General features: G+C 63.8%; 24 protein-coding genes and 1 pseudogene. 16 read left to right on the top strand and 9 right to left on the bottom strand.

Features of this window, described 5'->3' with window-relative positions; all coding sequences use genetic code 11:
- Nucleotides 1-3: 3 nt before the first annotated feature.
- The 5 genes and pseudogenes from B4400_RS05865 to B4400_RS25020 form a co-directional block, all read left to right on the top strand.
- Nucleotides 4-888, top strand: coding sequence for an SDR family NAD(P)-dependent oxidoreductase (locus B4400_RS05865; RefSeq protein ID WP_078307284.1), 885 nt, complete (start codon nt 4-6; stop codon nt 886-888).
- A gap of 35 nt (nt 889-923) precedes the next feature.
- Nucleotides 924-1,844, top strand: a complete 921-nt coding sequence (locus tag B4400_RS05860; RefSeq protein WP_078307286.1) for a ferritin family protein — start codon at nt 924-926, stop codon at nt 1,842-1,844.
- An 11-nt stretch (nt 1,845-1,855) separates the two neighbouring features.
- Nucleotides 1,856-3,355: a flavin-containing monooxygenase gene (locus tag B4400_RS05855; protein ID WP_078307288.1), complete on the top strand. Its 1,500-nt coding sequence runs from the start codon at nt 1,856-1,858 to the stop codon at nt 3,353-3,355.
- Nucleotides 3,352-4,110, top strand: coding sequence for a MerR family transcriptional regulator (locus B4400_RS05850; protein ID WP_078307290.1), 759 nt, complete (start codon nt 3,352-3,354; stop codon nt 4,108-4,110). The genes B4400_RS05855 and B4400_RS05850 overlap by 4 nt, the downstream gene beginning before the upstream one ends.
- A 30-nt stretch (nt 4,111-4,140) precedes the next feature.
- A pseudogene (locus B4400_RS25020) lies at nt 4,141-4,386 on the top strand (hypothetical protein); the annotation flags it as partial.
- Here the strand turns inward: B4400_RS25020 and ligD are convergent.
- Entirely contained in the window at nt 4,383-5,579 is a 1,197-nt protein-coding gene (gene ligD, locus B4400_RS05840; RefSeq protein WP_078307433.1) for a non-homologous end-joining DNA ligase, read from the bottom strand. The pseudogene B4400_RS25020 and the gene ligD overlap by 4 nt on opposite strands.
- Before the next feature lie 123 nt (nt 5,580-5,702).
- On the opposite strand from ligD, the gene fadD2 reads away from it, so the two are divergent.
- From fadD2 to B4400_RS05825, 3 genes are read left to right on the top strand one after another with little or no spacing between them, the layout of a single operon-like run.
- Nucleotides 5,703-7,373 carry a long-chain-fatty-acid--CoA ligase FadD2 gene (gene fadD2, locus B4400_RS05835; RefSeq protein WP_078307292.1) on the top strand — a complete coding sequence of 557 codons (1,671 nt, stop codon included), beginning with the start codon at nt 5,703-5,705 and terminating at the stop codon, nt 7,371-7,373.
- A 3-nt stretch (nt 7,374-7,376) separates the two neighbouring features.
- Entirely contained in the window at nt 7,377-8,624 is a 1,248-nt protein-coding gene (locus tag B4400_RS05830; RefSeq protein WP_078307294.1) for a saccharopine dehydrogenase family protein, read from the top strand.
- 29 nt (nt 8,625-8,653) lie between these two features.
- A complete protein-coding gene (locus B4400_RS05825; protein ID WP_078307296.1) occupies nt 8,654-9,118 on the top strand; it encodes an SRPBCC family protein in 465 nt (154 codons plus the stop codon).
- Between the two features lie 25 nt (nt 9,119-9,143).
- Here the strand turns inward: B4400_RS05825 and B4400_RS05820 are convergent, their stop codons facing one another.
- The 6 genes from B4400_RS05820 to B4400_RS05795 all read right to left on the bottom strand — a co-directional run bounded on the left by B4400_RS05820 (nt 9,144) and on the right by B4400_RS05795 (nt 15,884).
- Nucleotides 9,144-10,085: an alpha/beta fold hydrolase gene (locus B4400_RS05820; RefSeq protein WP_078307298.1), complete on the bottom strand. Its 942-nt coding sequence runs from the start codon at nt 10,083-10,085 to the stop codon at nt 9,144-9,146.
- Nucleotides 10,075-12,258 (bottom strand): acyl-CoA dehydrogenase family protein, encoded by a 2,184-nt coding sequence (locus B4400_RS05815; protein WP_078307300.1) that lies wholly within the window; start codon nt 12,256-12,258, stop codon nt 10,075-10,077. The genes B4400_RS05820 and B4400_RS05815 overlap by 11 nt, the downstream gene beginning before the upstream one ends.
- 15 nt (nt 12,259-12,273) lie before the next feature.
- A complete protein-coding gene (locus B4400_RS05810; protein ID WP_078307302.1) occupies nt 12,274-13,125 on the bottom strand; it encodes an SDR family oxidoreductase in 852 nt (283 codons plus the stop codon).
- Nucleotides 13,126-13,190: 65 nt separating this feature from the next.
- Complete coding sequence (locus B4400_RS05805; protein WP_078307304.1) at nt 13,191-14,153, bottom strand: 2-hydroxyacid dehydrogenase; 963 nt, start codon at nt 14,151-14,153, stop codon at nt 13,191-13,193.
- Between the two features lies 1 nt (nt 14,154).
- Complete coding sequence (locus tag B4400_RS05800; protein WP_078307306.1) at nt 14,155-15,270, bottom strand: alpha/beta hydrolase; 1,116 nt, start codon at nt 15,268-15,270, stop codon at nt 14,155-14,157.
- Nucleotides 15,271-15,272: 2 nt separating this feature from the next.
- Nucleotides 15,273-15,884 (bottom strand): TetR/AcrR family transcriptional regulator, encoded by a 612-nt coding sequence (locus B4400_RS05795; RefSeq protein WP_078307437.1) that lies wholly within the window; start codon nt 15,882-15,884, stop codon nt 15,273-15,275.
- 118 nt (nt 15,885-16,002) lie between these two features.
- Between B4400_RS05795 and B4400_RS05790 the strand changes: the two genes are divergently transcribed.
- Nucleotides 16,003-16,584, top strand: a complete 582-nt coding sequence (locus tag B4400_RS05790; RefSeq protein ID WP_078307435.1) for a VOC family protein — start codon at nt 16,003-16,005, stop codon at nt 16,582-16,584.
- On the opposite strand, the gene B4400_RS05785 is transcribed toward B4400_RS05790, so the two are convergent.
- The gene (locus B4400_RS05785) at nt 16,574-17,176 is read right to left on the bottom strand and encodes a TetR/AcrR family transcriptional regulator (protein WP_078307439.1); all 603 of its coding nucleotides are present in this window, start codon (nt 17,174-17,176) and stop codon (nt 16,574-16,576) included. The genes B4400_RS05790 and B4400_RS05785 overlap by 11 nt on opposite strands.
- 208 nt (nt 17,177-17,384) lie before the next feature.
- On the opposite strand from B4400_RS05785, the gene B4400_RS05780 reads away from it, so the two are divergent.
- From B4400_RS05780 to B4400_RS05770, 3 genes are all read left to right on the top strand, one after another.
- Entirely contained in the window at nt 17,385-18,182 is a 798-nt protein-coding gene (locus B4400_RS05780; protein WP_286151018.1) for an oxygenase MpaB family protein, read from the top strand.
- 621 nt (nt 18,183-18,803) lie between these two features.
- On the top strand, nt 18,804-20,327 hold the full coding sequence (locus B4400_RS05775) for a sugar transferase (protein ID WP_286142050.1): 1,524 nt from the start codon (nt 18,804-18,806) through the stop codon (nt 20,325-20,327).
- 64 nt (nt 20,328-20,391) lie between these two features.
- Entirely contained in the window at nt 20,392-21,294 is a 903-nt protein-coding gene (locus B4400_RS05770) for a class I SAM-dependent methyltransferase (RefSeq protein WP_078307312.1), read from the top strand.
- Here B4400_RS05770 and B4400_RS05765 read toward each other — a convergent pair.
- Nucleotides 21,291-22,475, bottom strand: coding sequence for an alpha/beta hydrolase family protein (locus tag B4400_RS05765; protein ID WP_078307314.1), 1,185 nt, complete (start codon nt 22,473-22,475; stop codon nt 21,291-21,293). The genes B4400_RS05770 and B4400_RS05765 overlap by 4 nt on opposite strands.
- Before the next feature lie 260 nt (nt 22,476-22,735).
- On the opposite strand from B4400_RS05765, the gene B4400_RS05760 reads away from it, so the two are divergent.
- The 4 genes from B4400_RS05760 to B4400_RS05745 all read left to right on the top strand — a co-directional run bounded on the left by B4400_RS05760 (nt 22,736) and on the right by B4400_RS05745 (nt 25,982).
- Nucleotides 22,736-23,146, top strand: coding sequence for a DUF6188 family protein (locus tag B4400_RS05760; RefSeq protein ID WP_078307316.1), 411 nt, complete (start codon nt 22,736-22,738; stop codon nt 23,144-23,146).
- Between the two features lie 123 nt (nt 23,147-23,269).
- On the top strand, nt 23,270-24,343 hold the full coding sequence (locus tag B4400_RS05755; protein ID WP_078307440.1) for a hypothetical protein: 1,074 nt from the start codon (nt 23,270-23,272) through the stop codon (nt 24,341-24,343).
- 113 nt (nt 24,344-24,456) lie between these two features.
- Nucleotides 24,457-25,443, top strand: a complete 987-nt coding sequence (locus B4400_RS05750; protein ID WP_286142057.1) for a GNAT family N-acetyltransferase — start codon at nt 24,457-24,459, stop codon at nt 25,441-25,443.
- A 173-nt stretch (nt 25,444-25,616) separates the two neighbouring features.
- On the top strand, nt 25,617-25,982 hold the full coding sequence (locus B4400_RS05745; RefSeq protein WP_286142049.1) for a hypothetical protein: 366 nt from the start codon (nt 25,617-25,619) through the stop codon (nt 25,980-25,982).
- Nucleotide 25,983 lies beyond the last annotated feature (1 nt).

The raw sequence follows: 25,983 nt of genomic DNA, 5'->3' as shown, positions 1-25,983 counted from the left end.
CAAATGGCACAGTTGCTGTTGTCCTATTTCGTCATGGGCATACTTGACGTCTTCAGGCGCCAGCCGATCTCGGTGAACGCGAAAGCAGTGGTCACCGGTGCCGGCAGTGGGATCGGACGCGCCTTCGCCCTCGAACTGGCCCGTCGCGGTGGCCACGTGGTGTGCGCGGATATCAATGCCGAACGGGTCGCGGAGACCGTGGCCCAGATTGACCGGCTGTCCGCAGGCTGCGCACATGCTGTGACCTGCGATGTCTCATCGCGCGACGAGGTGGAGAAGCTGGTCTTCGAGGCGCAGGAGGTCTTTTCCGGGCCGCCCACCCTGGTGATCAACAACGCGGGGGTCGGGATCGGCGGCAAGCCCGTCGGTCAGATCGGCATGGACGATTGGAACTGGGCGCTGGGCATCAACCTCTGGGGTGTCATCTACGGGTGCGAGCTGTTCACGCCATTGCTCCGCAGCGCCGGGCGCGGCGGGATCATCAATGTTGCCTCGGCCGCCGGGTTCGCGGCAGGTCCCGCGATGGCCTCCTATAACGTCTCCAAGGCCGGGGTCATGTCACTGTCGGAGACCCTCGCCGCCGAGCTCAGCGGCACCGGCGTCAACGTGACCGTCCTGTGCCCCACCGTAGTCAAGACGAACATTTTCCAGGATGGGCGACTCACCGGAGTCGAGGTCGGCACGTCGGGCCTGGTGGACCGCCTCATCGAGTGGACAGGATTTTCCCCGGAGAGGGTCGCCGTCAGCACCCTCGATGCACACGACCGGGGCCGCCTGTATGTGGTCCCGCAACTCGACGCGAAGGTCATCTGGCACTTCAAACGACACTTTCCTGTGCTGCACACCCGCATTGCCGGCCTGCTGGGCCGTCTGCTGCCCGCCGACTGAACTCCGCATCACTTCACCGAAAGGAAAAACGTTCCATGGCAATGGATCTCGACAATATGTTGCAGATGATCAAAGACAAGCAGTGGGCACTCGCCGATATCGATTGGGACGCACCCGGCGCCGAGCTGATCGAGCCCGAACTGCACACGAAGCTCAAGCCGTTCATCGCGGACCTGATGTGGATCGAGAATGTCGGGGCGCGTGGATTCGCCGCACTGGCCAAGAAGGCGCCGACGCCGACGTTGAAGAGCATCTATGAGCACTTCCACGCCGAGGAGCAGAAGCACGCCAACGCCGAGCTGGCCCTGATGCGTCGCTGGGGGATGCTCGAGAATGACGAGATCCCTTCCCCGAGTGTCAATGTCCAGCTGGTGATCAATTTTCTCGACAAGTACTCCGACGGCATGTCGCTGTCCTTCCTCGGTACCGTCATCCCGATGCTGGAGGTTGCTCTGGACGGTGCCCTCATCAAATTCATCACCGATGAGGTCAAGGACCCGATCGCGCAGGAAGCGTTCAAGCGGATCAACTCGGACGAATCACGGCATCTTGCGGTGGATTTCGAGGTCATGGACATCCTCGGCCACTCGAAGATGCGCAAGATGCTCACCGAGCTTATCGGTGGCTGGCTCAAGCCCAGCCTGCTGATCGGACTGCTCAGCTACGTGCCGCTGCTCAACAAGATGCGCGACAACATCGTGGCCATGGGTGTCGACGAGGAGCGCCTCTATGGCGCGATGAAACGGTACAAGAGCGTCGGCGAGCGCAATCCGAACGTTCGGCGGTTACCGATGTACCGGTTGATCTCCTGGCATGCGATGAAGGTGATCAACCGCAAGTCCAAGTACCACATCACGGCTGATCTGCTCGTGAAATTGACCGGCATGATTCCCATGCGGTTGGTGGAGAACAAGCCAACCTGGTCACAGGAACTCACCTACGAACCCGTCGCCTGAAAGCAGCCAGCATGACTATCTCCGTAGCCATCATCGGCGCCGGGGTCGCCGGTATCGGTGCAGCCATCCGTCTGAAAGACAAGGGCGTCAACGACTTCGCGATCTTCGAGCGCAGCGATCGGGTGGGCGGCACTTGGCGTGACAACACCTATCCCGGGGCGGCGTGCGATATTCCTTCGCGGCTGTACTCGTACAGCTTTGCCCCGAACCCCGAGTGGTCGCACACGTACTCCGGCAGTGGCGAGATCCTCGGCTACATCGACCAGATGGTCGAATCCTCGGCGCTGGCACCGTATATCCGCTTCGGCCACAACGTTGTCGGCGTTGCCTACGACGAGGCGGTGGGGGAGTGGACCATCGAGTTCGACAACCGGGAGCCGGTGCGTGCCCGCACCGTCATCATGGCCTCCGGGCCTCTGGCGAACGTGAGCTTTCCTGCCATCCCTGGTCTCGACACCTATGAGGGCCACAAGATTCACAGCGCGCGTTGGGATCACGACTACGACTTCACGGGTAAGCGTGTCGCGGTCGTCGGTACGGGAGCCAGCGCCGTTCAGATCGTCCCGGAACTGGTGAAGACCGCCGAGACGGTGAAGGTATTCCAGCGCACGCCGGGCTGGGTGCTGCCGCGGGTGAACCGCACGACGGGCGGTCGGCTCAAGCAGCTGTACTGCAAGTGGCCGCTCAGTCAGCGGCTGGCACGTGCCGCCTGGTTCTGGGGACATGAGTCGGTGGCGCTGGGTGTGGTGTGGGACAGCCCCTTCACCCGTCTCGTCGAGGCCGTCGGTGCCGCGCACCGGCGGGTGCAGGTGAAGGACCCGTGGCTGCGCAGGCAGTTGACACCGGACTTTTCGGCGGGCTGCAAGCGCCTGCTGATGACTAGTGACTACTACCCCGCGCTGCAGGCGGACAACTGCAAGCTGGTCACCTGGCCCATCGCCCGGCTGGCGCCCAAGGGCATCCGCACGGTCGAAGGCATTGAGCACCAATTCGATTGCATTGTCTTTGCGACCGGTTTCGACGTGTGCAAGGCCGGTACGCCCTATCCGGTCACCGGGCTCGACGGCCGGGACCTGGCCACCGAGTGGGGCGGCGGCGCCTACGCCTTCCGCAGTGTGGCGGTGTCGGGCTATCCCAATCTGTTCTTCACCTTCGGCCCCAACTCCGGCCCCGGGCACAGCTCGGCGCTGGTATACATGGAAGCGCAGATCAACTACATCACCGACGCGATCTCCGCACTGCTCAGCAACGGCTGGAAATCGGTCGATGCCCGGCCCGAAATCCAGGAAAGCTACAACCAGGACATCCAGCGACGCCTGCAATCCACCACCTGGAACTCGGGGTGCCAGAGCTGGTACCTCACGGATGACGGATTCAATGCGACGATGTTCCCGGGATTCGCCACGCAGTACGTCAACCAACTCAAGAGATTCGACCTGCAGGACTATAAAATCACTGTTTCGCACACCAGCGACGAACTGATATCGACAGGGCGAGCTTCGAAACCATGACCGAGTACCGGATCGACGACCTCGCACAAGCCTCGGGGACGACGACGCGGAACATCCGCGGGTACCAAGAACGTGGGCTCCTGCCCCGGCCGCTGCGCCGGGGCAGGACAGCTATCTACAACGACTGGCACCTGCGTCAGCTGAAGGCGATCAACCGGCTACTCAGCGAGGGCTTCACGCTCAAACACATCACGAAGTTCCTGAGTGGACTGCAGCGAGGTGCCCAGCTCGCCGATGTGCTCGATCTGTCGGATCTCGAGGGTCTGCTGGAAAAGCGTTTCTCGAACGCTGCTCAGGGAAAACTCTCGTTGAGAGAGCTTGAGGAGATACTGGGCCCGATCGATTCGGCGGCCCAGACCGGTCTGGTCGAGGCCGGGCTTATCCAGCCTGTTGATGGCTCGGATTCCTATCTTGTCACCGATCTCGACACCATCGACAACTTCGCGGCACTGATCTCCCTGGGAATGAGGGTGACCGACCTTGCCGGGATTCACGTGAGGACCAACGAGAAGCTCGACGATGCCGCGCGGGTGCTCATCGGTGCCGCGCGTGATGAGGTCGCACGCCAGCGTGGGCCCGGTTGGGTCCCGTCCACTGATGACGAACTCGCTTGGGCCACACAACTTATCGCAACGATGCGGCGGGCGGCGACGTATACCTCGCACTCCGCCATGAACCGCGCGCTTGACGACGCGTTGCGCGCCGAGATGGACCTGTACCGAGAGCAGGCACAGCTCCCCGCCGATCCCTCGTAAGAGCCGGACGCCCATTCCTCCCCGGGGCTTGCGGGGTCCAGGAACTCGCCGTACTTGTTCTTTCGGGCCTTCGGGATTCAGGTCGCTGGGACGGCCGCCGTACCCATGGGGCGCATGTTCGGTATCCGCAACGCGCTGCTGGCTCTTGGTCTGTCGCGCCTGGGCGTCGCGGCGAAATCAGTAAGCTCACGTCCATTCTCGGCACCGGGGTAGCGCTTTCGGCTGTCGCCGGTAGGTGTTGCCTCGCTGGCCGCGTTACCGGCACCACAGGACTAGCCCCACGGTGAGTAGTCGGCGATCAGCTCTTCCTGTGGCGGGCGCTCTGCCTCCGGCACGTGTATCAGGTTCACCCGCACCCGGTACCACACCGAACTCGGCCCACGCATACCGTCCACGAGAACATCCTGCGGTTCAAGGAGTTTCGAGACGTCGGGATAGTCGTCGCGCCACTGGGCCAACGCGGCCTCGGCTTCCGGCCGGGTCTTCGTCCGCGCGATCTCAATGAGGGGCATCGTCGATTGACGCCGCCCTTCGCGGGAAGCACCCGTGGGCGCCTTTTCGGCGGGTCCGAGCTCTGCTGCCAGCTCCAGCAGCTGATCCAGCGTCCCGGTGGCGTCGTCCATGCCCCGCCAGGGATCGCCGATATCGGCGAACCGTTCCCGGACCGTATGCAGTGTGAACTCCTCAGGACGGCACCCCGCCACCTCGTCCCACCGCAGCGGCGTCGACACCCGGGCGTCCGGGGTCGCGCGCACCGAATAGGCGGAGGCCACCGTGCGATCCTTCGCGTTCTGGTTGAAGTCGACGAAAACCCCGTGGCGCTCCTCTTTCCACCACCGGCTGGTCGCCAGCTCCGGGGCACGGCGTTCCACCTCGCGGGCCACCGTCTCGGCGGCCCGCCGCAGCTCCCGGAAGGTCCATCGCGGTGCAATCGGCGCGTAGATATGAAAGCCCCGCGACCCGCTCGTCTTCGGCCACGCGGTCAGTCCGTGATCCTCCAGAACGCCGCGCACGACAAACGCGACATCGAGGATCTGGCTCCACGGCACCCCCGGCACGGGGTCGAGGTCGATCCGCAGCTCATCGGGATGGTCCAGATCGTCGGCGCGCACCGGGTGTGGATTGAGATCGACACACCCCAGGTTGACCACCCAGGCCAGCGACGCCGCGTCGGTGACGACGGCTTCCCGGGCGGAGGTCCCGCGCGCGTAGTGCAGCTCCGCGGAGGCGATCCAGTCCGGCCGCTTCTCCGGCACCCGTTTCTGGAACACCGCCTCCTGTGAGATGCCCTTGACGAACCGCTTCAGAATCATCGGCCGGTCGCGCACGCCACGCAGCGCCCCGTCGGCGACATCGAGGTAGTACTGGACCAGGTCGCCCTTGGCGATGCCCGCGGTGTTTTCCCCGCTGGGGAATATCACCTTGTCGGGGTGCGTGATGGTGACATCGCGCCCCGCGACCTGCAGCACGATGTCTGCCATGGCGTCATCGTAGGGCCGCAGACCGACTTTCCCGGGGGGTACTTGGTGGCGTGCCCCCCGACCGACCGGTTGGCTGTGCCACTGAGAGGGAGGTCACATAGGCTGTCGATCATGTCGATCACCGCCGAACGGCCGCTCTTCTCGAAACTTCAGACTCTTGCGAAGCGCGGTGGCGCTGAGCTGCATTATCTCCGCAAGGTCATCGAGGCGGGCATGCTCAAACTCGATCCGCCCAACGTGCTCGCGGCGATCGTCCGCGACTTCTACCGGTTCGGCGAGATCGGTGCGGTACCGGGCTTCGGCGCGCACCGTAGCCCGGCTCGGACGGCGATCATCGACGACGAGGGCTCGATCACCTACGCCGAGTTCAATGACAGCGTCAACGCCCTGGCTCATGGCTTGAACCGCCTCGGTATCAAGGGCGGCGACGGGGTCGCGATCTTGGCGCGTAACCACCGCTGGTTCATCATCGCCAACTACGCCGCGCACCGTGCGGGTGCGCGGGTGATCCTGCTCAACACCGACTTCTCCGGACCGCAGACCAGAGAAGTCGCCGAGCGTGAAGGCGCCCGCGTCCTGATTTACGACGCCGAGTACGCGGAGTTCCTGGACGGGTACAGCCCGGAGCTGGGGCGGTTGATGGCGCTGCCCACCAACCCCGAGAACCCCGACCAGCCGGCCTCCAGCGACGACACCATCGAGGCGGTCATCAAACGCAACAGCACCTCGCCGGCGCCGCGCCCCTCGAAGTACTCCTCACTGGTGATTCTCACCAGCGGCACCACCGGCACCCCCAAGGGCGCGCCACGCAAGCTGGCACTGACTCTGGCGCCGGTCGGCGGCATGTTCTCGCATGTGCCGTTCCGTTCGGGTGAGGTGACATCGGTGCCCGCACCGATGTTCCACGCCCTGGGCTACCTGCATCAGAGTCTGGCGCTCACCCTGGGCTGCACCCTGGTTCTGCATCGCAAGTTCAAGCCGGAGAACGTGCTCACCGATATCGAGAAGTACCGGGTGACTGCCGTGGTGGTGGTACCCGTGATGCTCAATCGCATCCTAAACGCTCTCGATGAGGCCGAGCGCAAACCCGACTTGTCCGCGCTGCGTATCGTTTTCGTGTCAGGATCGCAATTGGGCGGTGAGCTGGCCTCGCGAGCGCTCAGCACGCTGGGGCCGGTGATCTACAACCTGTACGGATCCACCGAGGTCGCTTTCGCCACCATCGCGCGCCCTCAGGATCTCGCCATCAACCCGTCCACCGTGGGCCCCGTTGTCAAGGGTGCGACCGTGAAAATCCTTGACGACGAAGGAAAGCCGGTCTCCCAGGGCACCGTCGGGCGGATCTTCGTCAGCAACGCGATCCCGTTCGACGGCTACACCGGTGGTGGGCACAAGCAGATCATCGACGGTCTGATGTCCAGTGGTGACGTCGGCTATTTCGACGAGCACGGGCTGCTGTATGTGTCCGGACGCGATGACGAGATGATCGTTTCGGGTGGTGAGAACGTGTTCCCCGCCGAGGTCGAAGACCTCATCAGCGGACACCCGGATGTCATCGAGGCCACCGCGCTCGGTGTGGACGACCCGGATTGGGGAGCACGGTTGCGGGCGTTCGTGGTTCGTCACCCCGAATCGACGGTGGATGCCGACAGCATCCGTGCGTACGTGCGCGACAACCTGGCGCGATACAAGGTGCCGCGTGACGTGGTCTTCCTGGATATCTTGCCGCGCAATCCTTCCGGCAAGATCCTCAAGCGCCAGCTACGCGACTTGGAGGTGTAGCGCATGTCTCGGGAACACGACATCGTTCTCTACGGGGCAACAGGGTACGTCGGGAAACTGACCGCGCTCTATCTGGCCGGACGGGTTGAGGCCACCGGGGCACGGATTGCGCTGGCCGGGCGAAACACCGAAAAGCTTGCCGCCGTGCGTGCTGCGTGTGGTCCGGCGGCTCGAGACTGGCCGTTGATCGAGGCTGACGCCACGCGACCGGCGACGCTGGCGGCCATGGCCGCTTCAACCCAGGTGGTTGTTACCACCGTCGGGCCGTACACAAAGTACGGGTTGCCGTTGGTGGCCGCGTGCGCCGAGGCGGGAACCGACTACGCGGACTTGACCGGTGAGGTCAACTTCGTCCGGGAGAGTATCGACGTCTACGGCAAGCAGGCCGCTGACACCGGCGCCAGGATCGTTCATTGCTGCGGATTCGATTCCATCCCCTCGGATCTGAGCGTGTATGCGCTGTACCGGCAGGCTCAGGAAGACGGCACCGGCGAGTTGCTCGAGACGACCTATGTGCTGAGTAAGTTCCGCGGCGGTGTCAGCGGTGGTACGGCGGCGTCGATGGTCGAGGTCATGGAGGCGAGCGCCGAGGATCCGGAGGTGCGTCGCAACTCTCAGGATCCTTACTCGTTGAGCCCGGACCGCCCGGCCGAGCCGGAGGTGGGGCGTCAGCGTGAGTTTCAAACGCTCCGTGGGGAATCTGTGGCACCGGAGTTGGCGGGCAAGTGGCTGGGTGCGTTCTTCATGGGGCCGGTCAACACCCGGATTGTGCGACGTAGCAACGCATTATTGGACTGGGGTTACGGAACCCGCATACGTTATCGCGAGGTGATGAGCCTGGGAAGTTCGGTGGTCGCGCCGATTGCGGCCGCCGCCGTCACAGGTTTCCTGACAGCCGGTTTCGGTCTGGGCACGCGGGTGCCTATGCCGAAATTCGTTGCCCAGCGCCTACTGCCGAAGCCAGGTTCGGGTCCCAGCGAGCGCACCCGGAACAAGGGCCACTACCGGGTAGAGACCTACACCACCACAACCGAGGGGGTGCGTTATCGGGCGGTCATCGCGCAGGAAGGCGACCCCGGTTACAAGGCGACCGCGGTGCTGCTGGGCGAGAGTGGCTTGACCCTGGCTCTGGATCGCAGCGAATTACCGGACCGGCTGGGGGTTTTGACGCCCGCGGCTGCCATGGGTGACCCGCTGTTGAAGCGGCTGCGGGTGGCCCAGGGCGTGACGGTCGACGTCGAACGGCTCTAGGTTTCTCCGCTAAACGAAGGAGTGGATGTATGTCTGTATCAGTGGTAGAGGCGGGGCCTCAGCAGATCAGTCGTTCAGTGGAGGTATCTGCCCCGGCGACGGAATTGTTCGGAATTGTCGCGGACCCGCGGCGTCACCACGAACTCGACGGGTCGGGCACTGTCGGCCAGAATATCCGCACGCCTGATCATCTCGAGGTGGGCTCGCGCTTTTCCACGGGGATGCGAATGTTCGGTCTTCCTTACCGCATCACCAGCACCGTGACGGCGCTCGAACCCGACAGGGTTGTCGAATGGCGGCATCCTTTGGGCCACCGGTGGCGCTGGGAGTTTGACGCCCTATCGCCGACCAGCACGCGTGTCACCGAGACGTTCGACTTCCGCAATGCCGGCCCGATACAGAACCTGTTGAACTACAAGCTAGCCGGCTTCATCAAGGGAAACACCCGAGGGATTGAGGCCACACTGACGCGACTTCACGGTCGGTACAGCTAGCCGACAACAGGCTGCCGGGATGCCATTACCCGGCAGATTCCGTGGTAATTCTGGTGGCTGGTTCCTGACGTAGTGCCTCCAGCACCGTCACGATCTCGTTGACGACCTCGCTGGCGCGCTCATTGGGCAGCATGTGCCCCGAACCCGGATAGGTGCGCAATTCGTTGGTCTGCAGAGCCGCGGCGATGATGCGTGAATCGCCTGCCGGAGTGAGGAAGTCACGCGCACCTGCCAGGACTGCGGCAGGCTTGCCGCGGTAGGCGCCCAGGCCTTCGGTCAAGTCCTCGTGGAGCACCATGCTCTCGGCGGCATCCTTGTAGCTTCGCGGGGTACCCGAGCGGATCTGGTCCCAGACTCGGCTGACGTCATAGGGCCGTGGGTCGCGTCCGAATACCAGCGTCGAGATGATAGGGCGCATGAGGTAGCCCTGCTGGAGGAACCAGCCTTGCGCCACGACACCCAGGATTACCGCCTTGACGACCTCGAAGACCGGCGGGACGACCCGGAGCCGGTGCAGAAGCCTGCCCGCGGAGGTGGCGACGAATACCGCGCCGGAAATCCGTCGGGCCACGAGCTCGGGGTGATATTCACCGAGACCCATCATGGTCATGCCGCCCATCGAGTGGCCGACGATCACGATCTGCCCCGTGGGGATCTCTGCGTTGATGAAATCGGCAGCATCCGTGGCCAGTTGGGGAACATTCACGGTGCCCCCGGGCGCGGGATCAGACTTACCGTGGCCCCGGTGGTCGAGCGCGATGACGCGTAGTTCGGGACTGCGCTCGTGCAGGGGACCCGCGACGTCGTCCCAGGCCTCGCGATTCTGGGTCCAGCCGTGCAGGAATAGGACTGTCACAGGCGCCGCACGGTTCCCGGTATCGGAGAATCCAATCTGGGTGCCGTCGGCGGCGGTGAAAAATCCCTCGTTCAGGCGCCAGCCGGTTTCGATAGCGGAATTACGGGTCACGCGGCAGTCCTAACAGTCGCTCGGCAATGATGTTGAGCTGCACCTCGGAGGTGCCGCCGTAGATGGTGGTGGCGCGGCTTGCGAGAAGATAGTCCGCCCAGCGGCCTTGCTCCTGCTCAGAATCGCCGATAGCGCCGTCTTGTCCAAAATGGTTCACGACGAATTCGGCATATCCCTGTCCGGTGCGCATGCCAAGGAGCTTGGAGACGGCTGCCGACGGCATAGGGTCGCCACCGGCAAGGGTGAGCAGCGTGGAGCGCAGGTTCAGTAGTTTCACCCCGTGTCCTTCGGCGATGAGCTGTCCGGCCCGATCGCGCGCGACCTCGCTGAGCTCGCTCTTGCCGACGAAGGCCACCAGGTCGTCCAGGCTGGCCAGGAAGGGCAGATCCGAACTGCCGATCGAAACCCGTTCCGCCGTCAGCGTGTTGCGGCTGACCTCCCAGCCGCGGTCGACTTCGCCGACCACCAGCTCATCGGGCACGAACACATCGTCGATGAACACCTCGTTGAACAGCGCGCCGCCGGTCATCTCGCGCAGCGGCCGAACGGTGACGCCCTCGCTCTTCATGTCGATGAGGAAGTACGTGATGCCGTTGTGTTTGGGTGCGGACGGATCCGTGCGGGCCAGGCAGGCGCCCCAGTCGGCGAACTGCGCCACCGAGGTCCAGATCTTCTGGCCGGTGAGACGCCAGCCGCCGTCCACCTTGACGGCCTTGGTCGACAGAGCCGCGAGATCTGACCCGGCGCCGGGCTCGGAAAACAGCTGGCACCACATCATCTCGCCACGGAACGTGGGAGGCAGGAAGCGCTGCTTCTGTTCCTCGGTGCCGTACGCGACGATGGACGGCACCAGCCACGTCGCGATGCCGAGCTGCGGCCGGCGCACCTTTCCGGTGAGGAACTCCTGGGAGATGATGACCTGCTCGATGGGAGAGGCGGCGCGTCCCCACGGTGTGGGCAAGTACGGCAGCACCCAGCCGCCTTCGGCGATGGCCGTGTTGCGCTTTCCGGACGGGATCTCTTTGAGCGCGGCGACCTCGGCGCGAATCTCTTCGCGCAGCGCCTCCGTTTCCGGTGCCAAGTCGATGTCCACCTTGCGCAGGCCGTGCTCGACGGCGGTGCGCACCACGGTCGCCGGTGCACTGCCGGAACGGCCCAGTGCGGCAATGAGACCCAGCGCCCGGCGATAGTAGATGTGGGCATCGTGTTCCCAGGTGTAACCGATGCCCCCGTGTACCTGAATGCAGTCCTGCGCACACTGCTGGGCAGCGGCGGGCGCCAGCGTCGCGGCCGCAGAGGCCGCGAACTCCACCACGCCGGCGCTCTCGTCAGCATCGTCGAGGGCGCGTGCGGCGTCCCATACGGCAGCGGTCGCGCGCTCGGTGACTGCGGCCATGGTGGCGCACTTGTGCTTGATGCCCTGGAACTGTCCGATCGGGCGGCCGAACTGCTCACGCACCTTGGCGTATTCGGATGCGATATCGGTGGCCCAGCGGGCGACGCCGACGGCCTCGGCCGAGACGATCGTGGAGATGATGCTGGTGGCCCGGGCGTCGGTGAGGTTGGACAGCACGCGCTCGGCGGGAACCTGCGCCCCGGTTGCCGTCACATGCGCGACCGGTCGCAGCCGGTCCACGCTCTGCTGCGGGGCGAGGGTGAGGTCATCGGCGCTCAGGACCACCCACACCCGTTCGGCGCCAAGAGAAACGGGCGCTACCACATACGCCGCCGACGCGGCAGACAGCACCGAACGAGCCTGCCCATCCACGGTAAGGCCCTCAGCGGTAGACGTTCCGGTGAACGACGATGCGGAGGAGAAGGTGGCGATGGACGCACCCGAGGCGAGATCGTTCAGCAGCGGATGGCCGGGATCATGGGCGCTGATGAGCGCGCTCGCGATCACCGACGGGACGAACGGTCCGGGGACGGCTCCCCGTCCGAACTCGGCCACCACGATCGCGAGCTCAAGTGCGCCAAATCCCTGGCCGCCAACGGATTCGGCGAGATGCACAGAGGTAAGGCCCTGGTCTGCGGCGGCCTTCCAGAATGGGGGCGGCCACGGCAATGGCGTCTCGAGTGTCTCGTGGAGCAGCTCGGAGGGCACCACACGTTCGACGAACGCATGCGCCGAATCCGCAAGTGCTACATGTTCACTGTTGATGGCGATAGGCATTGGGCTGCTTCCTAACTAGTCGGCGCTGGGCTCGCTGTGGCTGGCGCGGTCCTCGTATGCGGCACGCGCCGAGGTGCCATGGGCGTCGAGCATGAAGTGGTCCATCCCCAGTGACCGCGCCGCGGGACCGTACAGCGCTCGGGGCAGCATGGCGGTTGTTCGCAGCAGTGGGCCCAGTTTCTTGGGCACCATGACGGGGAACTTGCCCTTGCGCACTGCTTTCAGTACGCCGGCGGCAATGTCTTCGGGCTGAACGATTCCCAGCAGCCAATGCTCTTCGAGGCCGGCCACCAGCTCGGTGTTGACCACGCCCGGCATCACGCAGACAACGGAGATGTTGTCATCCTTGAGTTCGAGGGTCAGTGACTCGCAGAGACCGACCACTGCCCATTTCGTGGCGCAGTACGTGGCGAGTCCGGGCACGCCCATCTTGCCTGCCGCCGACGCGATGTTGACGATCACGCCACCACCGCGCGGCTTCATCCGTTTGACGGCGAGCTGGCTGCCCCACATGACGCCGCGCACATTGATGTCCAGCTGGCGCTGGATGGATTCGAGCGATTCTTCCCCGAACGGTGTGATCGGCATGATGCCCGCGTTGTTCACGATCACGTCGACGGGTCCGACGGTGGCCGCGATGGTGTCGAAGAAGGCCTCGAAGCTGCCATGATCGGTCACGTCGAGCGGCAGACCGATGGTGCCGTTTCCGATCTCGGCGGCGGTGTTCTCACACAGCTTCTTGTCGATATCGCCGATCGCCACCTTCGCGCCCTCGGCCGCGAACGCCGTGGCGATGGCCCGGCCGATTCCGCGTGCTCCGCCGGTGATGGCGACGACCTTGCCCGCGAGCTGTACAGCTGTTCCCATTCGTCCTCCCACGCCATTGTGGTTCGTTTACGAATACTCTCTAGTGTAAATCTCCGGGCGCTAGCCTAGCGCACGCGGTCAGCTAGCGGCATCCCCTCATGTATACGCCGGGAGTTGTCTATTGCATGCTCCAGGTAGCGCGTCATGGTGTCGGCGGTGAACCACGTGACATGCGGTGTGAGCACCACGTTGGGCAGGGTCAACAGCGGATTCTCTGGCGAGATCGGCTCTTGTGCAAAGACATCGAGACCGGCGGCCCCGAGCGGCCCCTGCCGTAGCGCCGCGACCAGCGCCGCCTCGTCGACGACCGCGCCGCGGGAGGTATTGACCAGGACCGATCCGGGTTTCATCCGGGCCAGCGCCGCGGCGTCGAGCAGGCCGGAGCTGGCGTCTGTGAGCGGCAGATGCAGCGACACGATATCGCTGCTGGTCAGCAGGTCATCCAGGCTTCGCCAGCCGGCGGAACCGTCGTCGCGGGTGCTGGTGTGCACGACGGTGGCGCCCATTGCCAGCAAAATCCGTTCCAGGGTCTTGGCGATGTTGCCGTACCCCACCAATCCCACTGTGCAGGAGCCGATATCGCGAACGGTATCGCCGAGAGACTGATCGGTGGGCCATCCGCGACCGGCGCGGATGGCCCGGTCCAGCCGCGGGAGCTGTCGCAGCGCTGCCAGCATCAACAGCAGCGTGCCCTCGGCGACCGACGGCGCGTTGGCGCCCGGCATGTTGGCGACGGCGACACCCTGTGCGGAGGCGGCGTCCAGCGCGATGGTGTTCACCCCGGCACCGAACTTGTGGATCAGCCGCAGCCGTTCGCCCTTTGCGACGTCGTCGGCGGACAGCGGACGAAGCACATGCCACAGCACCTCGGCGTGCGGCAGTTCGGCGTAGAAGGTGTCGTCGTCGTCTTCGGCACAGAAATGGACGTCGAGCCAATCGGTGTGCGGTGCAAGCTGTTCGCGAGCGAGTGGACCGCCCGGAAAGTGGGCGAGGACTCGTACCCGATGGCCTTCGCGCGAGCGGCTCATCTCACCGCCACCGCTTGCCTGCCCACTCTGCGATGATATCTGCCTGCTCCTGGCGGGCTCCCGGGTTCTGGAAGTAGTGGTCGGCGTCGATGGAGGCCTGAGACTTGTCGGTCGAGCCCAGTGCGTCGTGGATGTGCTGGGCGTCCGAGGGGAAGACTCCGGTATCGCCATCGGCGTTGATGACCAAGGCGGGGACGGTGACATCGGCCAGATGCGGCTCGGCGCGGGTCTGGGCGTGCGACAGGCTCCACATGCCGAGCCAGTTCTTCAGCGTGGTGGCACAACCGATTCCGAAGGTGGAGCGGTTGGCTTTGACCGGCACGCCCGCGTAGCAGAGGTTGGCCGGGCGCTTGGTGGGCTCCAGGGTGGGGTCGACCATGCGGGGATCGGCCCAGGTCCGGTGCACGGTGAAGGCGCGGTCGCTGAACCCGGCCGCACGTACCCGGGCGAGCTCATCGAGCGCCCAGGCGGTGATCCGGTGATTACGCGCCACCTGGCCTTCGCGATACTTGGCGACGAACGCGGGGGAGTATGCGGGCCCGTTCTCCTCGTTGAACAGGTCGAGGGCCGGGTCGGTGGAGGCCGGGTCGCTCTCGTCGATCACCGAGGCATCCATCCAGTCGGTCAGCACATCGGGGCGGCCGAGATGGGCAGCACTGGCCACATAGCCCGATGCGGCGGGCAGAGTGTCGAGCCCTTCTGCCGGACGCATGCCCTCCAGCGGTGTCACCTTCGGAGCGACCGCCTGCGACTGGTATGCCGCCATCAGTGAGCCACCCCCTGAATTGCCCAGCAGCAGTACCGTTTCCACGCCCGCCTGCTCCCGCAGCCAGCGCACCCCCACGCCGATGTCCACCAGGGCATGGTCGAGTAGGAAGTGGCTTTCAAATCCCCGGAATCGGGTGTTCCAGCCCAGGAATCCGTACCCGTGCCGTGCCAGGTATTCGGCGATGTAATGCTCGGAGAAGTCGATCTGATAGTGGGTGGCGATGAAGGCGATCTTGGGTGTGGTTCCGGCCGCCCGGTGATACAGACCCTGGCACGGGTGCCCACCGGCACCATTGCGTCCGGCGGTCGGCGACGGTAGCCCGATAAAGTCCCGCACGATCGTCGTCATGTTCAGCAGACCTCCTTGGAATAGATGGCGCGGTAACAGATTCCGGCCAGAGTGTCTATGCAGGCATCGTCGTCGACGGTGGCGGCATTGCCCTGGCTGAGCTGGTTGTAGGCAAACTGGTTCATCATCGAGACGATCGCGGTGGCCATGAGATGCGGATCATTGCCAGGGCTGTAGCCGTCGCGTTGTGCCCGTTTGATGGTGGTAGTGAGGAAATCGATGGGTTCGGAACATATTTGATTCCAGAACTCGGCGAACTCGGTACTGATCATGGCCATCTGCGAGACGCTGATCATCTCGGCCAACTGGTGGCGCCAGGTGAGCCAGTGCGCGGTCGCGATGTCTCGCGCGCGCTGCTTATCTGTCTGTGCCCGTGGCTCGGCCACCAGTGAGGAGACCCGCTCCTGCGCCTCGGTGCGAAATCGCATGGCCCACTGCGCGACCATCGCCTCTTTGGAGTCGTAGTAGTTGTAGAACGACGCCGTGGACCGGCCTGCCTCGCTGGCGATATCGGCAACGGTGGTGGCAAGGATTCCCTTGCGGGTGATGACAGTTCGCGCGGCCTCATCGATCGCGGCCTGGGTTTGACGGCCTCGCACGGTGGGTTGGACCACGCTCACCCCTGTCTGTTCGCCGTGCACCATTGACCCATTTCTGAATCTGATGTTAGATTCAGATTAGCGTAAAACGCAAGGCTGTCATGCGGTCGGATCAAGGAGGCTCCCCATGACGATGATCAAACCGAACAACCCCAACCCCGAATTCGAGTTCGGCGGTTTCAACCATGTGGCGCTTGTATGTTCGGACATGGAGCGCACTGTGGACTTCTACACCAACGTGCTGGGCATGCCGCTCATCAAGTCGCTCGACCTGCCGATGGGGCAGGGGCAACACTTCTTCTTCGACGCCGGTGGTGGCGACAGTCTGGCCTTCTTCTGGTTCAAGGATGCGCCGGACGGTGTCCCGGGCATTTCGGCCCCGGCCGCCATTCCGGGAATCGGCGACATCGTGAGCGCCGTCAGCTCCATGAACCACATTTCGCTGCATGTTCCCGCTGAGAAGTTCGATGAGTACCGCGTCAAGCTCAAGGCCAAGGGTGTGCGGGTGGGACCGATTCTCAATCACGACGAGAGTGAGTTCCAGGTGTCGAGGGAACTGCACCCGGGCGTGTACGTGCGGTCGTTCTACTTCCTCGATCCTGACGGAATTACACTCGAATTCGCTTGTTGGACTAAGGAGTTCACCTCGGCGGATGTGCGTGTTGCGCCGAAGACTGCCGCCGAGCGCACCCCACGGGAAGTCGCTACCGCCTGACCGGCTCGAGCAGGCGGGTAAGTACGACGACAAGCTCGTCTGCACTGAGCTTCAACTGGCCGGTCACCCAGGCCGCGAGCGTCTGGCCGACGCCGCCGACGGCGAAGTAGGCTGCGGCGCGCATCGATTCGTCGTTCGGGAGTTGGTACGTCTTGTTCAAGTGCTGGCCGGAGAGGGCTGCGAAAAGCTGCTCGGCCGCGCTACGGCGTTGTGCGATCACCGAATTAGCAGGATTGCTGCCGAAGAGTAGGTGGCCGATCCGGGGATCGGCCGCGATGACGTGCACGATGTTGGCGATGCCTGCCGCGGTCTTCTCGCGCAGCGGCGCGGCGTCGACGGCTTTCTGGGTTGATGTGGCGACCGTGCCGATTACGCCGTCGTACACCTGGGCCGTCAATTCGTCGAGATCGGTGAAGTTCTCATAGAAGTACCGTGCGACCACACCGGCGTGCTTGCACACGCCGCGGACCGTCACATTGGGTGCGGGGCCGGAGGTCAGTAGGTCGAGGCCCGCCTCGAGCAGCCGGTTCCGGCGCTCGGCTTGGCGGTCGGGAGCCTGCACGCCGCCATAGACCCGCGATGACGTCACCAGTACATCTTGACAGGTGGTACCCCGCTGGAAGATATTTGAGAACAAGCGTTCGCAGATTAAGGGGTCAACGGTGACAATCGAACGGGTGTCAGAGGTCGATCAATCGATCGTTGGCGACGGAGGTCCGGGTACGCGGAGTCGTCGCGACGAGCCGGTGCCTCCCGCCGCGCGTCTGTCGCCGTGGTGGTCCTGGCGACGACAGAGCAATATGGCGGACAACCTGATGGGGCTGGCCCTGCTGGGAGGTCCGGCCAACATCGTCATGCAGCTGGCACGCCCCGGCGTCGGGTATGGCGTCGTCGATAGCAAGGTAGAGAGTGGCCGCGCCGACCTGCACCCCGTGAAGCGGGCCCGTACCACCTTCACCTTCCTGGCGGTGTCATCCCTGGGGAGCCCGGAGCAGAAGGCCGCATTCCGGAAGGCGACCAATCGCTCCCACGCGCAGGTCCGCTCGGCCCCAGGGGACACGGTGCAGTACAACGCCTTTGACCCGGAACTGCAGAAATGGGTGGCGATCTGCCTCTACAAGGGATTTGTCGATGTGTACGAGGCCTTCGTAGGTCCGATGACGGCCGACATGGCCGAGCGGTGTCTGCAAGAGGGTGCCGTCATGGGGACGACGCTGCAGATGCCCCTCGCGATGTGGCCGAAGTCCTGTGCGGAGTTCGACGCGTACTGGGAGCAATCCCTGGACCTGGTCCATATCGATGATCACGTGCGGCCGTACCTGTATCGGATCATTTCGGCGGCCATTGCGGTACCGCGGTTCATGCGCCGGCCGGTGGGTGCCTTCTCGCGACTCATCTCGACGGGATTCTTGCCGCAGCGGTTCCGGGATGAGATGCGGCTGCCCTGGAGTCCTGCGCGTGAGCGAACCTTCCGGGCCGTCGTCACGCTTCTTGGTATGGCCAATCGTCTCCTGCCCAACGGGCTGCGACGCTTCCCGTTCAACGCGCTGATGATCGATCTCGACCGGAGAATTCGCACCGGGCGCGCGCTGGTCTGAACCAAATTGGGCTAACGCACGTATCCAGTTAGCGGTATGAGGTGCACCACATCGAGGCGCTGACCATGTGGTTCACTGCCGTTACCAGAATTACTGGGTGCCTGTTCGCTTGTGAGCAAAATCTGTCAGGTCGTGGAGGGGTAACCCCATGGCCCCCTGGCTGCGGCCGGCCCGCCGTCGCTTTCCCTTGAAGATGTTGCGCAGCCGTCTCTATTAATTGACGCTGACATTGCTGGCGTTCCCTGCTGCGACGTTTGTAGTGAGCTAATTTGTACATGATGAACTTTGCTTCGACTTGACAGAGTTCGGGATTTTCCCAGTTCAGAGCGACTTTCAGCGCTTCCGGATAAGAACAAGCTGTTCATTTCTCCTGAGCGTCGGTGACCTCAATCACAATTGCAGGCCATGGGCGGTGAGGTGTTGCCCGACGGCGATTCTCTGGATACATTCCCTTTCGTACAAAACTGGGTAACGGGCGTTTCACCTTTGACGTGGCCACCGGCCTGATTCGTTCGCCCGGCGGTTGTCATCGCCGGATTGGGCGAGACTTCGGCGCCTGGCGCTTCATGACACAAGACTTTCTGATTTTTGCTGTTGGGGTTGTTCTGGAAGGACACGCTCGTGGTCGCGGTGAACGAAGGCTCGCCTGCGCCGACCCGGCTGAGGGGCCGAATCGGCAGCGTGCGGCGCCCGCGCCGCTCACAAGCAGTCGGTCAAACCTCTGCCGGACACCGCGCTGCGCAATGGGGAGACCGCTACACCCGGTGGCTGATGATTACCGACACCCTGATCGTCGCGGTCGCCGGCTGGACCTGGATCGAACTACGCAACGCCACCAACCCGATGACCCCCGCCGAACTGTGGATCAGGATTGGGTTCTTCTGCTACTGGGCCTTGCTGCTGGGTGTGTACCGCAGCAGGGAACCGCATCTCATGGGCAGTGGAGGCGAGGAGTACCAGCGGGTACTGCGCGCGACATTCCACATGTTCGGTCTTTTCGCCATCGTCAGCGTGCTGTTCAAATTCAATGTCTCGCGTTTCGCGCTGGGGATGTCGCTCATCGTCGGGATTGTGTTCCTGTTGCTCAACCGGAAGCTCAGCCGCAGTTGGCTCAACCGTCAGCGTGCGCGCGGCAAGCAGATCTTCAGGGTTGTGGTGCTCGGCGGCGACGCTGCGGCGCTCAACCTCGCCGAGGCCTTCGGGCGTGATACTGCGCTCGGGTATCGCGTCGTCGGCGTGTGTGTTCCCGGATATTTGGGTGCACCGGGCCAGAACATCGAGGTCATCGACCGGGTGATCCCCATCCTGGGTTCGGAAGACCGCATTGTCGCTGCGGTACTGGAGGCCGGTGCCGACACCGTGGCGGTGACGGCCACCGAGCAGCTGGGCCCGGAAAAGATGCGCGAACTGGCCTGGCGTCTCAGCGAGATCGGTGTCAATCTGCTGGTCGCGCCCGGTGTGTTCGATGTCGACCAGCCCCGGGTTCGGGTGCGGCCGGCCGGGTCCGTACCGCTGATCCACCTCGCAGAGCCCCAGTACGAGGGTGCTTCGCGCATGCACAAGGTTCTGTTCGACCGCGTGGGTGCACTGTTGCTGATCATCGGGTTTAGCCCGATTCTGTTGGCCTGCGCCCTTGCTGTGAAGCTGGAGTCGCGTGGGTCGGTGTTCTACTCGGCTGAACGCATCGGCGTGCGGTCCAAGCCGTTCCGCATGATCAAGTTCCGGTCCATGGTGGCGGGCGCAGACCAGATGGTGGCCGAGCTGCTGGCACAAAACGACGGCGCCGGACCGCTTTTCAAGATGCGCGAAGATCCGCGGGTCACCATGGTGGGCAGGTTCCTGCGCCGTACCAGCCTGGATGAACTGCCCCAGCTGTTCAATGTGCTGCGGGGTGAGATGAGTCTGGTGGGCCCCCGGCCGCCGCTGCGCCGGGAGGTCGAGGAGTACACCGACGTCATCAAGCGCCGGCTGCTGGTCAAGCCGGGGATGACCGGCTTGTGGCAGGTCAGTGGGCGTTCCGATCTGCCGTGGGATGAGGCGGTGCGGTTGGACCTGTCGTATGTCGAGAACTGGTCCATGGTGTCCGACGTATCCATCCTGTGGCGCACTTTCCGCGCGGTGGCCCGCAGTGACGGGGCCTACTAGCGCGCCGTCGATGCGCCCACGCATGTCAACTTAGTTGTCACAGTCGCGGGGTATTGTCGCGACCATGCGTACCGATCGCGACAACTGGGACATCAACACAAGCGTCGGCTCCACGGCCCTGTTCGTAGCCGCCAGCCGAGCGCTCGAGGCCACCAAGCCCGCGCCGCTGGCCGCCGATCAGTACGCGGGGGTGTTCTGTCGCGCCGCGGGCGGGGAGTGGGCCGACCTGGTCGCCGGTGGCGTACCCGAACACCCTTTGCGTTCAGAGGAATTCGGGCAGTACTTCGTGAGCTTTCAAGGCGCTCGCACCCGCTATTTCGACAACTACTTCGGTAGGGCGATCGAGGCCGGAGTCAAGCAGGTGGTGATCCTGGCTTCGGGGCTGGATTCGCGGGCCTATCGACTCGACTGGGTTCCGGGGACGACGATCTTCGAATTGGACCAGCCCTTGGTACATCAGTTCAAGCGCGAAGTACTCGCCGAGCACGGCGCCGAATCCAAGGCGTCTCGCCAGGAGATCTCGATAGACCTTCGTGAGGACTGGGGTAAGGCGCTACAGGACAAGGGTTTCGATCCATCGGCGCCGTCGGCGTGGATTGTCGAAGGATTGTTGATCTATCTGCCGGCCGATGCGCAGGAACGACTTTTCGAGTCCATCGACCAGCTGGCCGCACCGGGCAGCTTCGTGGGTATTGAGCAGATGACGACGTACGCCGACGTGGTCTTCGACATGCTGGTGGCGGGTGCCAAGGAAAGTGGAGACGAGGCGAACTCTGACTTCTTCTCCCTGATCTACAACCAGCAGCGCAGTGAAGCCACGACTTGGTTCCATTGTCACGGTTGGGATTCGGAGCGCACCGAGCTGCTGGACTACCTGAACATTTCGGGGCGTGCCTTGCCGGAGCCCAGTCAACCTGCCTGGTACATGTTCAATTCGATCAGCCTGGTGTCGGCCGTCAAGGGTTAGGTGGCGAGATAGCGGTCAAGGAAGTCGGTCATCTGGTGCAGGTAGTCGCCCTGATTCACGTGCAGAATGTGATTTCCGGGGAACCAGTGCAGTGCGCAACGATCCCAGTGCTCCCACAGCATCTCGGATTGCTCCGGGGGCGCTAGACGGTCGCCGAGCCCGGTGATGATCAGACGCCGCTCCTTGGGTACCACCGGCTGGTACGTCAGCGGTGATGAGTAGGAGAGGGCTCCGTCCAGCTGGTCCTGATCGAGGTGGCCGAGTTTGGCGGCGAGCTTGATCGTGGGCTCCGCCGGAACCCAGCCGTGCAGAAGCGATTTCACGTCAACCACGGGCACATTCGGAATGGCGACATCGATACGGCGCTCTACGGTGGAGATTAATCCGGTGGTGTATCCGCCCAGTGACAAACCCGTCAGCCCAATTTTCTCCACTCCGGTGCCGCGCAGGTAGTTCACGAATATCCGAAAGTCGTGCACGGCCTGGCACATCGACTCGGAGAAACCGGTGAACCCGTGGCTGAAGTACCCCGCCCCGCTGAACGGCGAGTATTTCTCGGCACGTCGTCCATGAAAAGGCAAGGTGTACAACAAGATGTCGTAGCCGTTGCGGAAGAACCAGGGGAGTGCGAAGAACACTCCGTTGAGCAGGTACGGCGATCCGAAGAATCCGTGGATGACGCACAGAGTGGGGCGGGGTCCGTCGTCATGGCGCCAGTGTTGGGCGCGCGCGACGCTATTGTGCGGAAAGCTTTTCCAGAGGTCGCGCATCGCTGGATTGCGTGCCACGTAAGGGCTTTCGAAGTCCAGGTTCTCCACGGTGCCCTTGGCCAGGGCCTGTGCGACCGGGCCGGCGGGGTGGGAGAACACCACGGGCGTGGTCTCCGGCGCCGGGAAGGAAAGATCCGCATCGCCCATCGCGGCGAGCTCGCCGTAGAAGGCCAGGTTGTCGCGTTCACGCGCCACGAACTCGCGGTCGATGATGAGGCTCGGGGCCACCACTCCCATGACCGAGAGGGCGCCGACGGTCCGTAGGGCGATGTCGGTGAGCGCGGAGGTCTCGACCAGTGCGCGTTCCCGCAGGGTTAAGTCACCGCGACGCGGCAGCTGTGGGCGTGCGGTGGGGGCGGGGCGCGGGGTGATCCGCGGCCGGTCGATGTCTTCCGATAGCTCCGCTGTCATGGGTGTACCTTTCGCCCGCCTGCTAGCCACGCTGCTAGCTCACAGCGAATGCTAGGGCACCTAAGCGAAATTCGTTCGTCAAGCGCGGTGACGCCGTGGTCTTGGCGGGAGCCCGGAAACAGGCTGAAAGCAAGTAGAACAGTGTGCTGTCCACGGACCGGGGCAGCACAAATAACGTTTACGTTTCGTCTAGTTTCGACAATAAAACTTGTGGCGTCAACCCCTTGTGCGGGCCTCTTGGGTGGGTTCAGAGTGAAGGTATGTCCGAAGCATGGATTGAGGGCTTACCGGTCCAGCGGATCATGTTCCGTGACGGATTGGTAATCAGCCTGGGTGACTACAACGAGGTGGTTATCGCCGTGCCGATGTGGCTCACACTTCCCCCCGCGGGGAGGTGGCCACGGGAAATCGTCTGCGTCGATCCGAAGGCAATCCTGGATGAGGAGCGTCCGCTCTTCAGCATCTCGGGTGCTACGTGCACCGAGGCCAGGTGGAACGACCAAGGCGATCTGCACATGGAGTTCTCCGACGACCACGTGATCGACGTGCCACATCACGACTTCGACACGGCGTGGGAGATCTATGGCAAGTACCACGGGTACGTGGCCAGCCTGCCGCGCGGCAAGGTCCGCGTGGTGCGCCACGATGTGCCGGAGGAAGCCGGGGCCTAACCGGCTTTCGCCACGATCGAACCCGACGGCGGGTTGGCTCGTGGTTACTGCGTGAGACTTCTCGCGGTGGCATGTGCGTCAGCGGTACTCGCGACGTCCGTAGGACTGAATGCTCCGCCGGGGCTGTCGGCACGCAGCGCACGGTTCGACGTCTATCTCACCGCGGCGTCGGTGCAGCCTCCGCCTGGCGCGTTGATCACCCAGTTCTTGGCCAACCAGGTGCAGAACTGCTCGCTGATCTGCCCTTTCGTCGTTCAGGGTGCCGTCCAGGTGCCGACGGCGACGCTGCTGGCGCCGGGGACGTTCGTGACCCAGCTGCAGTCGGGACAGCCCGTGGTGCAGGCACTTGGACTGGCCGGCGCGACGGTGAGTGGGGCGGCCAACGATGTGTGGACCGGGCTTATCCGCACCGACCTGGATCAGGTGGTGCCACGCACCCAGTTCGGTACTGAGGTGATCGCGGTGGGGCTCGTGCGGATCGGCGAGGCGGCCCTCACCCAGCCTGGTCAACTCCCGGGGGTTTTGGGGCAGGCGCGCTCCGATCTGTTCGACGCGTTGAACAATCCCCCGGGCCCCGAGTCCGTGCCCGTGGTGCATACGCCGTTGGAGGCCGCCGCGGTGCGCGGTACTGAGGTGTTTTGGGCGGTGGCGTTTCATTCGACTGAACAGCTCACGCTCATCGTGACGCGGGTGCCCAATGCGTTTCTGACAACGTTGGGAAGCACAGGAAATGTCGTAGCGGCGGTGCAGGCGACGGGGCAGGCGGTGGTGACGACCGTCTCGGAGTCGGTCGCGCCGATCCGCGATGCGCTGACCAAGCCGATCCCGATTACGCCGGCGGCGGCCAAGCAGGCGGAGAGGCCAGCCGTCACGACAGCCGATGTGAAGGCAACGGACAAGGCGACTGACGCCAAGGAAACGGCGTCCAAGACGGAATCCACGACGGCGGAAGCCATCAAGACCGCACCGCAGACGAAAGCGCCTACGGTGCGGCCCGACCTCACACCGAAGCTGCCGACGATGTTGACAAAGCCGCCGGTGCTGATGTCGAAACCCAATCAGGGAGTATCCCCAACGACCAAGCAGCCGAACGTGATGCGGGGTCTGGGCGGGGCCATCAAGAAGGTGCTGGGAGACGTCTCGGGGAAGAAGCCCAGCGCCCCGGATAAGCCCGCGAAGAAGGCCACGGGCGACTAAATCCGTTGCGGCATTTTTGGGGTCAGAAATAGATTGGACCGATGACGTCCAAAGAGCTGCACGCGTCTACCACCCCGCTGAGTGAACGAGTCAGTGCCCCGGCCGTGGTGGAAATGCCAAGCGCCGGAGATGACTTGACGTGGCGGGCAGCAACCGAAGATGACATACCGCTGCTGTTCGACCTCTGGCGAGCCTCGGGAGCGATTGATCACCCCACGAGCCTGGTCATGATGGACGAACTCGTAGAAGAATTCGATGACGACGACTTCGATCCGGCGCTCGACTCGGTCATCGCAGTCGACCAATCGGGGCGAGCGGTCGCGTTCGGCTCGGCAACGGTGAAGTCCAGCAATGAAACTGTCGTATGGGTGACGTTGGATGGCACCGTTCATCCCGACCGGCGCGGCGAAGGAATCGGGACCAGTCTGCTCCGTTGGCAGGAGCAGCGCGGGCTGCAGCATCTCGTGGAATCGGATGAATGCTTGCCTGGTTGGCTCGCCGGAGTCGCGGAGGAACGCGCTGTCTGGACGATCGATTTGTTCCACCGCAACGGATACGAATCGGTGAGGTGGTGGCATGAGCTCGAGCGCGATCTCAGTCAACCCATCCCTGACGTCACTCTTCCTGAGGGCATGCGGATCGAGACCTATGGTCCCGAATGGTCTGAAGCAACCCGGGACGCCCACAACGAGGCGTTCCGCGATCATTGGGGCAGCCAGCCGATCGCCCGCGTGGACTGGGAATCGGACCACAGGCTGAAGGCGTTCCGCGCTGACCTCTCATTCGTCGTCGTCGCACGTGATGCCGCGGGACAGGATACCGTCGCCGCGTACCTGCTCAGTGAGGTCAATGAGGAGGAGTGGGAGGCGAACGGTTACTCGTTCGGGTTCATCGACTTGGTGGGTGTCCGGCGCGACTGGCGTGGACGCAAACTCGCGCGGGCGGTGTTGACGTACGCCATGCGTACCTACAAAAACGAAGGGCTTGAGCGGGCCGTTCTTGACGTTGACGCGGATAGCCCCACCGGTGCCGTGCGGCTCTATGAGGGGCTGGGGTTCTCGGAGGTCAATCGCTCGGTCAGTCTGGTGAAGCAGCTCTAACGCTGCACTCGACCGAACCGGCTTCCTAACGATCTCCAACCGACGGTCCAATCAATTTCCAACGGCGCTGCGCAAGATCGGAGTAGGGGTGATTGGAAATCGGTTGGACCCCGTTCCAGCGCCGTGTGCAGGCATTCAATGGATCTCCAACGTGGGTGCTTAGCGTCAACGACATGACCGCCTATGAGCCCACCGGATCCGCGGGTATCGAGCCTGTGTCGACAGCCTCCGAGCAGACCTCCGCGCAGATCGAGGGCGCGGCTGCCGCGCAGAAGCCCGCCGGCAAATGGATCCTGGAGGCCATGCGGCCCGGGTTCCTGATTTCGATGGCCGAGGGACAGCCGGTGGGAATCAAGCAGTTCGCCCAGTTCTGCCTGATCTTGATCTATCCGGGCTGGCTCTTTGCATTGATGATCATGCTGCCCATCTACTGGGCGGGATATGGCGTGCTGTGGGTGCTGTTCTGGCCGGTACGCGCGTGGGTCAAGCACACGAATCCCGAGGAGCACGAAGCCACCAAGAGGAAGTGCCGGAACTAGT

Origin of the sequence: Mycobacterium sp. D16Q13 (genome assembly GCF_002013375.1) — a bacterium.
GTDB lineage: Bacteria > Actinomycetota > Actinomycetes > Mycobacteriales > Mycobacteriaceae > Mycobacterium.
This window is presented reverse-complemented; position numbering and strand designations above follow the sequence as displayed.

What these genes read in the sequence shown, in the direction of transcription:
- B4400_RS05825 (WP_078307296.1), top strand. Translation starts at nt 8,654, where the DNA reads ATGTCTGTATCAGTGGTAGAGGCGGGGCCTCAGCAGATCAGTCGTTCA.
- B4400_RS05745 (WP_286142049.1), top strand. Translation starts at nt 25,617, where the DNA reads ATGACCGCCTATGAGCCCACCGGATCCGCGGGTATCGAGCCTGTGTCG.
- B4400_RS05805 (WP_078307304.1), bottom strand. Translation starts at nt 14,153, where the DNA reads ATGAGCCGCTCGCGCGAAGGCCATCGGGTACGAGTCCTCGCCCACTTT.
- B4400_RS05865 (WP_078307284.1), top strand. Translation starts at nt 4, where the DNA reads ATGGCACAGTTGCTGTTGTCCTATTTCGTCATGGGCATACTTGACGTC.
- B4400_RS05765 (WP_078307314.1), bottom strand. Translation starts at nt 22,475, where the DNA reads ATGACAGCGGAGCTATCGGAAGACATCGACCGGCCGCGGATCACCCCG.
- B4400_RS05790 (WP_078307435.1), top strand. Translation starts at nt 16,003, where the DNA reads ATGATCAAACCGAACAACCCCAACCCCGAATTCGAGTTCGGCGGTTTC.
- fadD2 (WP_078307292.1), top strand. Translation starts at nt 5,703, where the DNA reads ATGTCGATCACCGCCGAACGGCCGCTCTTCTCGAAACTTCAGACTCTT.
- B4400_RS05770 (WP_078307312.1), top strand. Translation starts at nt 20,392, where the DNA reads ATGCGTACCGATCGCGACAACTGGGACATCAACACAAGCGTCGGCTCC.
- B4400_RS05855 (WP_078307288.1), top strand. Translation starts at nt 1,856, where the DNA reads ATGACTATCTCCGTAGCCATCATCGGCGCCGGGGTCGCCGGTATCGGT.
- B4400_RS05810 (WP_078307302.1), bottom strand. Translation starts at nt 13,125, where the DNA reads ATGGGAACAGCTGTACAGCTCGCGGGCAAGGTCGTCGCCATCACCGGC.
- B4400_RS05800 (WP_078307306.1), bottom strand. Translation starts at nt 15,270, where the DNA reads ATGACGACGATCGTGCGGGACTTTATCGGGCTACCGTCGCCGACCGCC.
- B4400_RS05750 (WP_286142057.1), top strand. Translation starts at nt 24,457, where the DNA reads ATGCCAAGCGCCGGAGATGACTTGACGTGGCGGGCAGCAACCGAAGAT.
- B4400_RS05830 (WP_078307294.1), top strand. Translation starts at nt 7,377, where the DNA reads ATGTCTCGGGAACACGACATCGTTCTCTACGGGGCAACAGGGTACGTC.
- B4400_RS05860 (WP_078307286.1), top strand. Translation starts at nt 924, where the DNA reads ATGGCAATGGATCTCGACAATATGTTGCAGATGATCAAAGACAAGCAG.
- B4400_RS05780 (WP_286151018.1), top strand. Translation starts at nt 17,385, where the DNA reads ATGGCGGACAACCTGATGGGGCTGGCCCTGCTGGGAGGTCCGGCCAAC.
- B4400_RS05850 (WP_078307290.1), top strand. Translation starts at nt 3,352, where the DNA reads ATGACCGAGTACCGGATCGACGACCTCGCACAAGCCTCGGGGACGACG.
- B4400_RS05760 (WP_078307316.1), top strand. Translation starts at nt 22,736, where the DNA reads ATGTCCGAAGCATGGATTGAGGGCTTACCGGTCCAGCGGATCATGTTC.
- B4400_RS05815 (WP_078307300.1), bottom strand. Translation starts at nt 12,258, where the DNA reads ATGCCTATCGCCATCAACAGTGAACATGTAGCACTTGCGGATTCGGCG.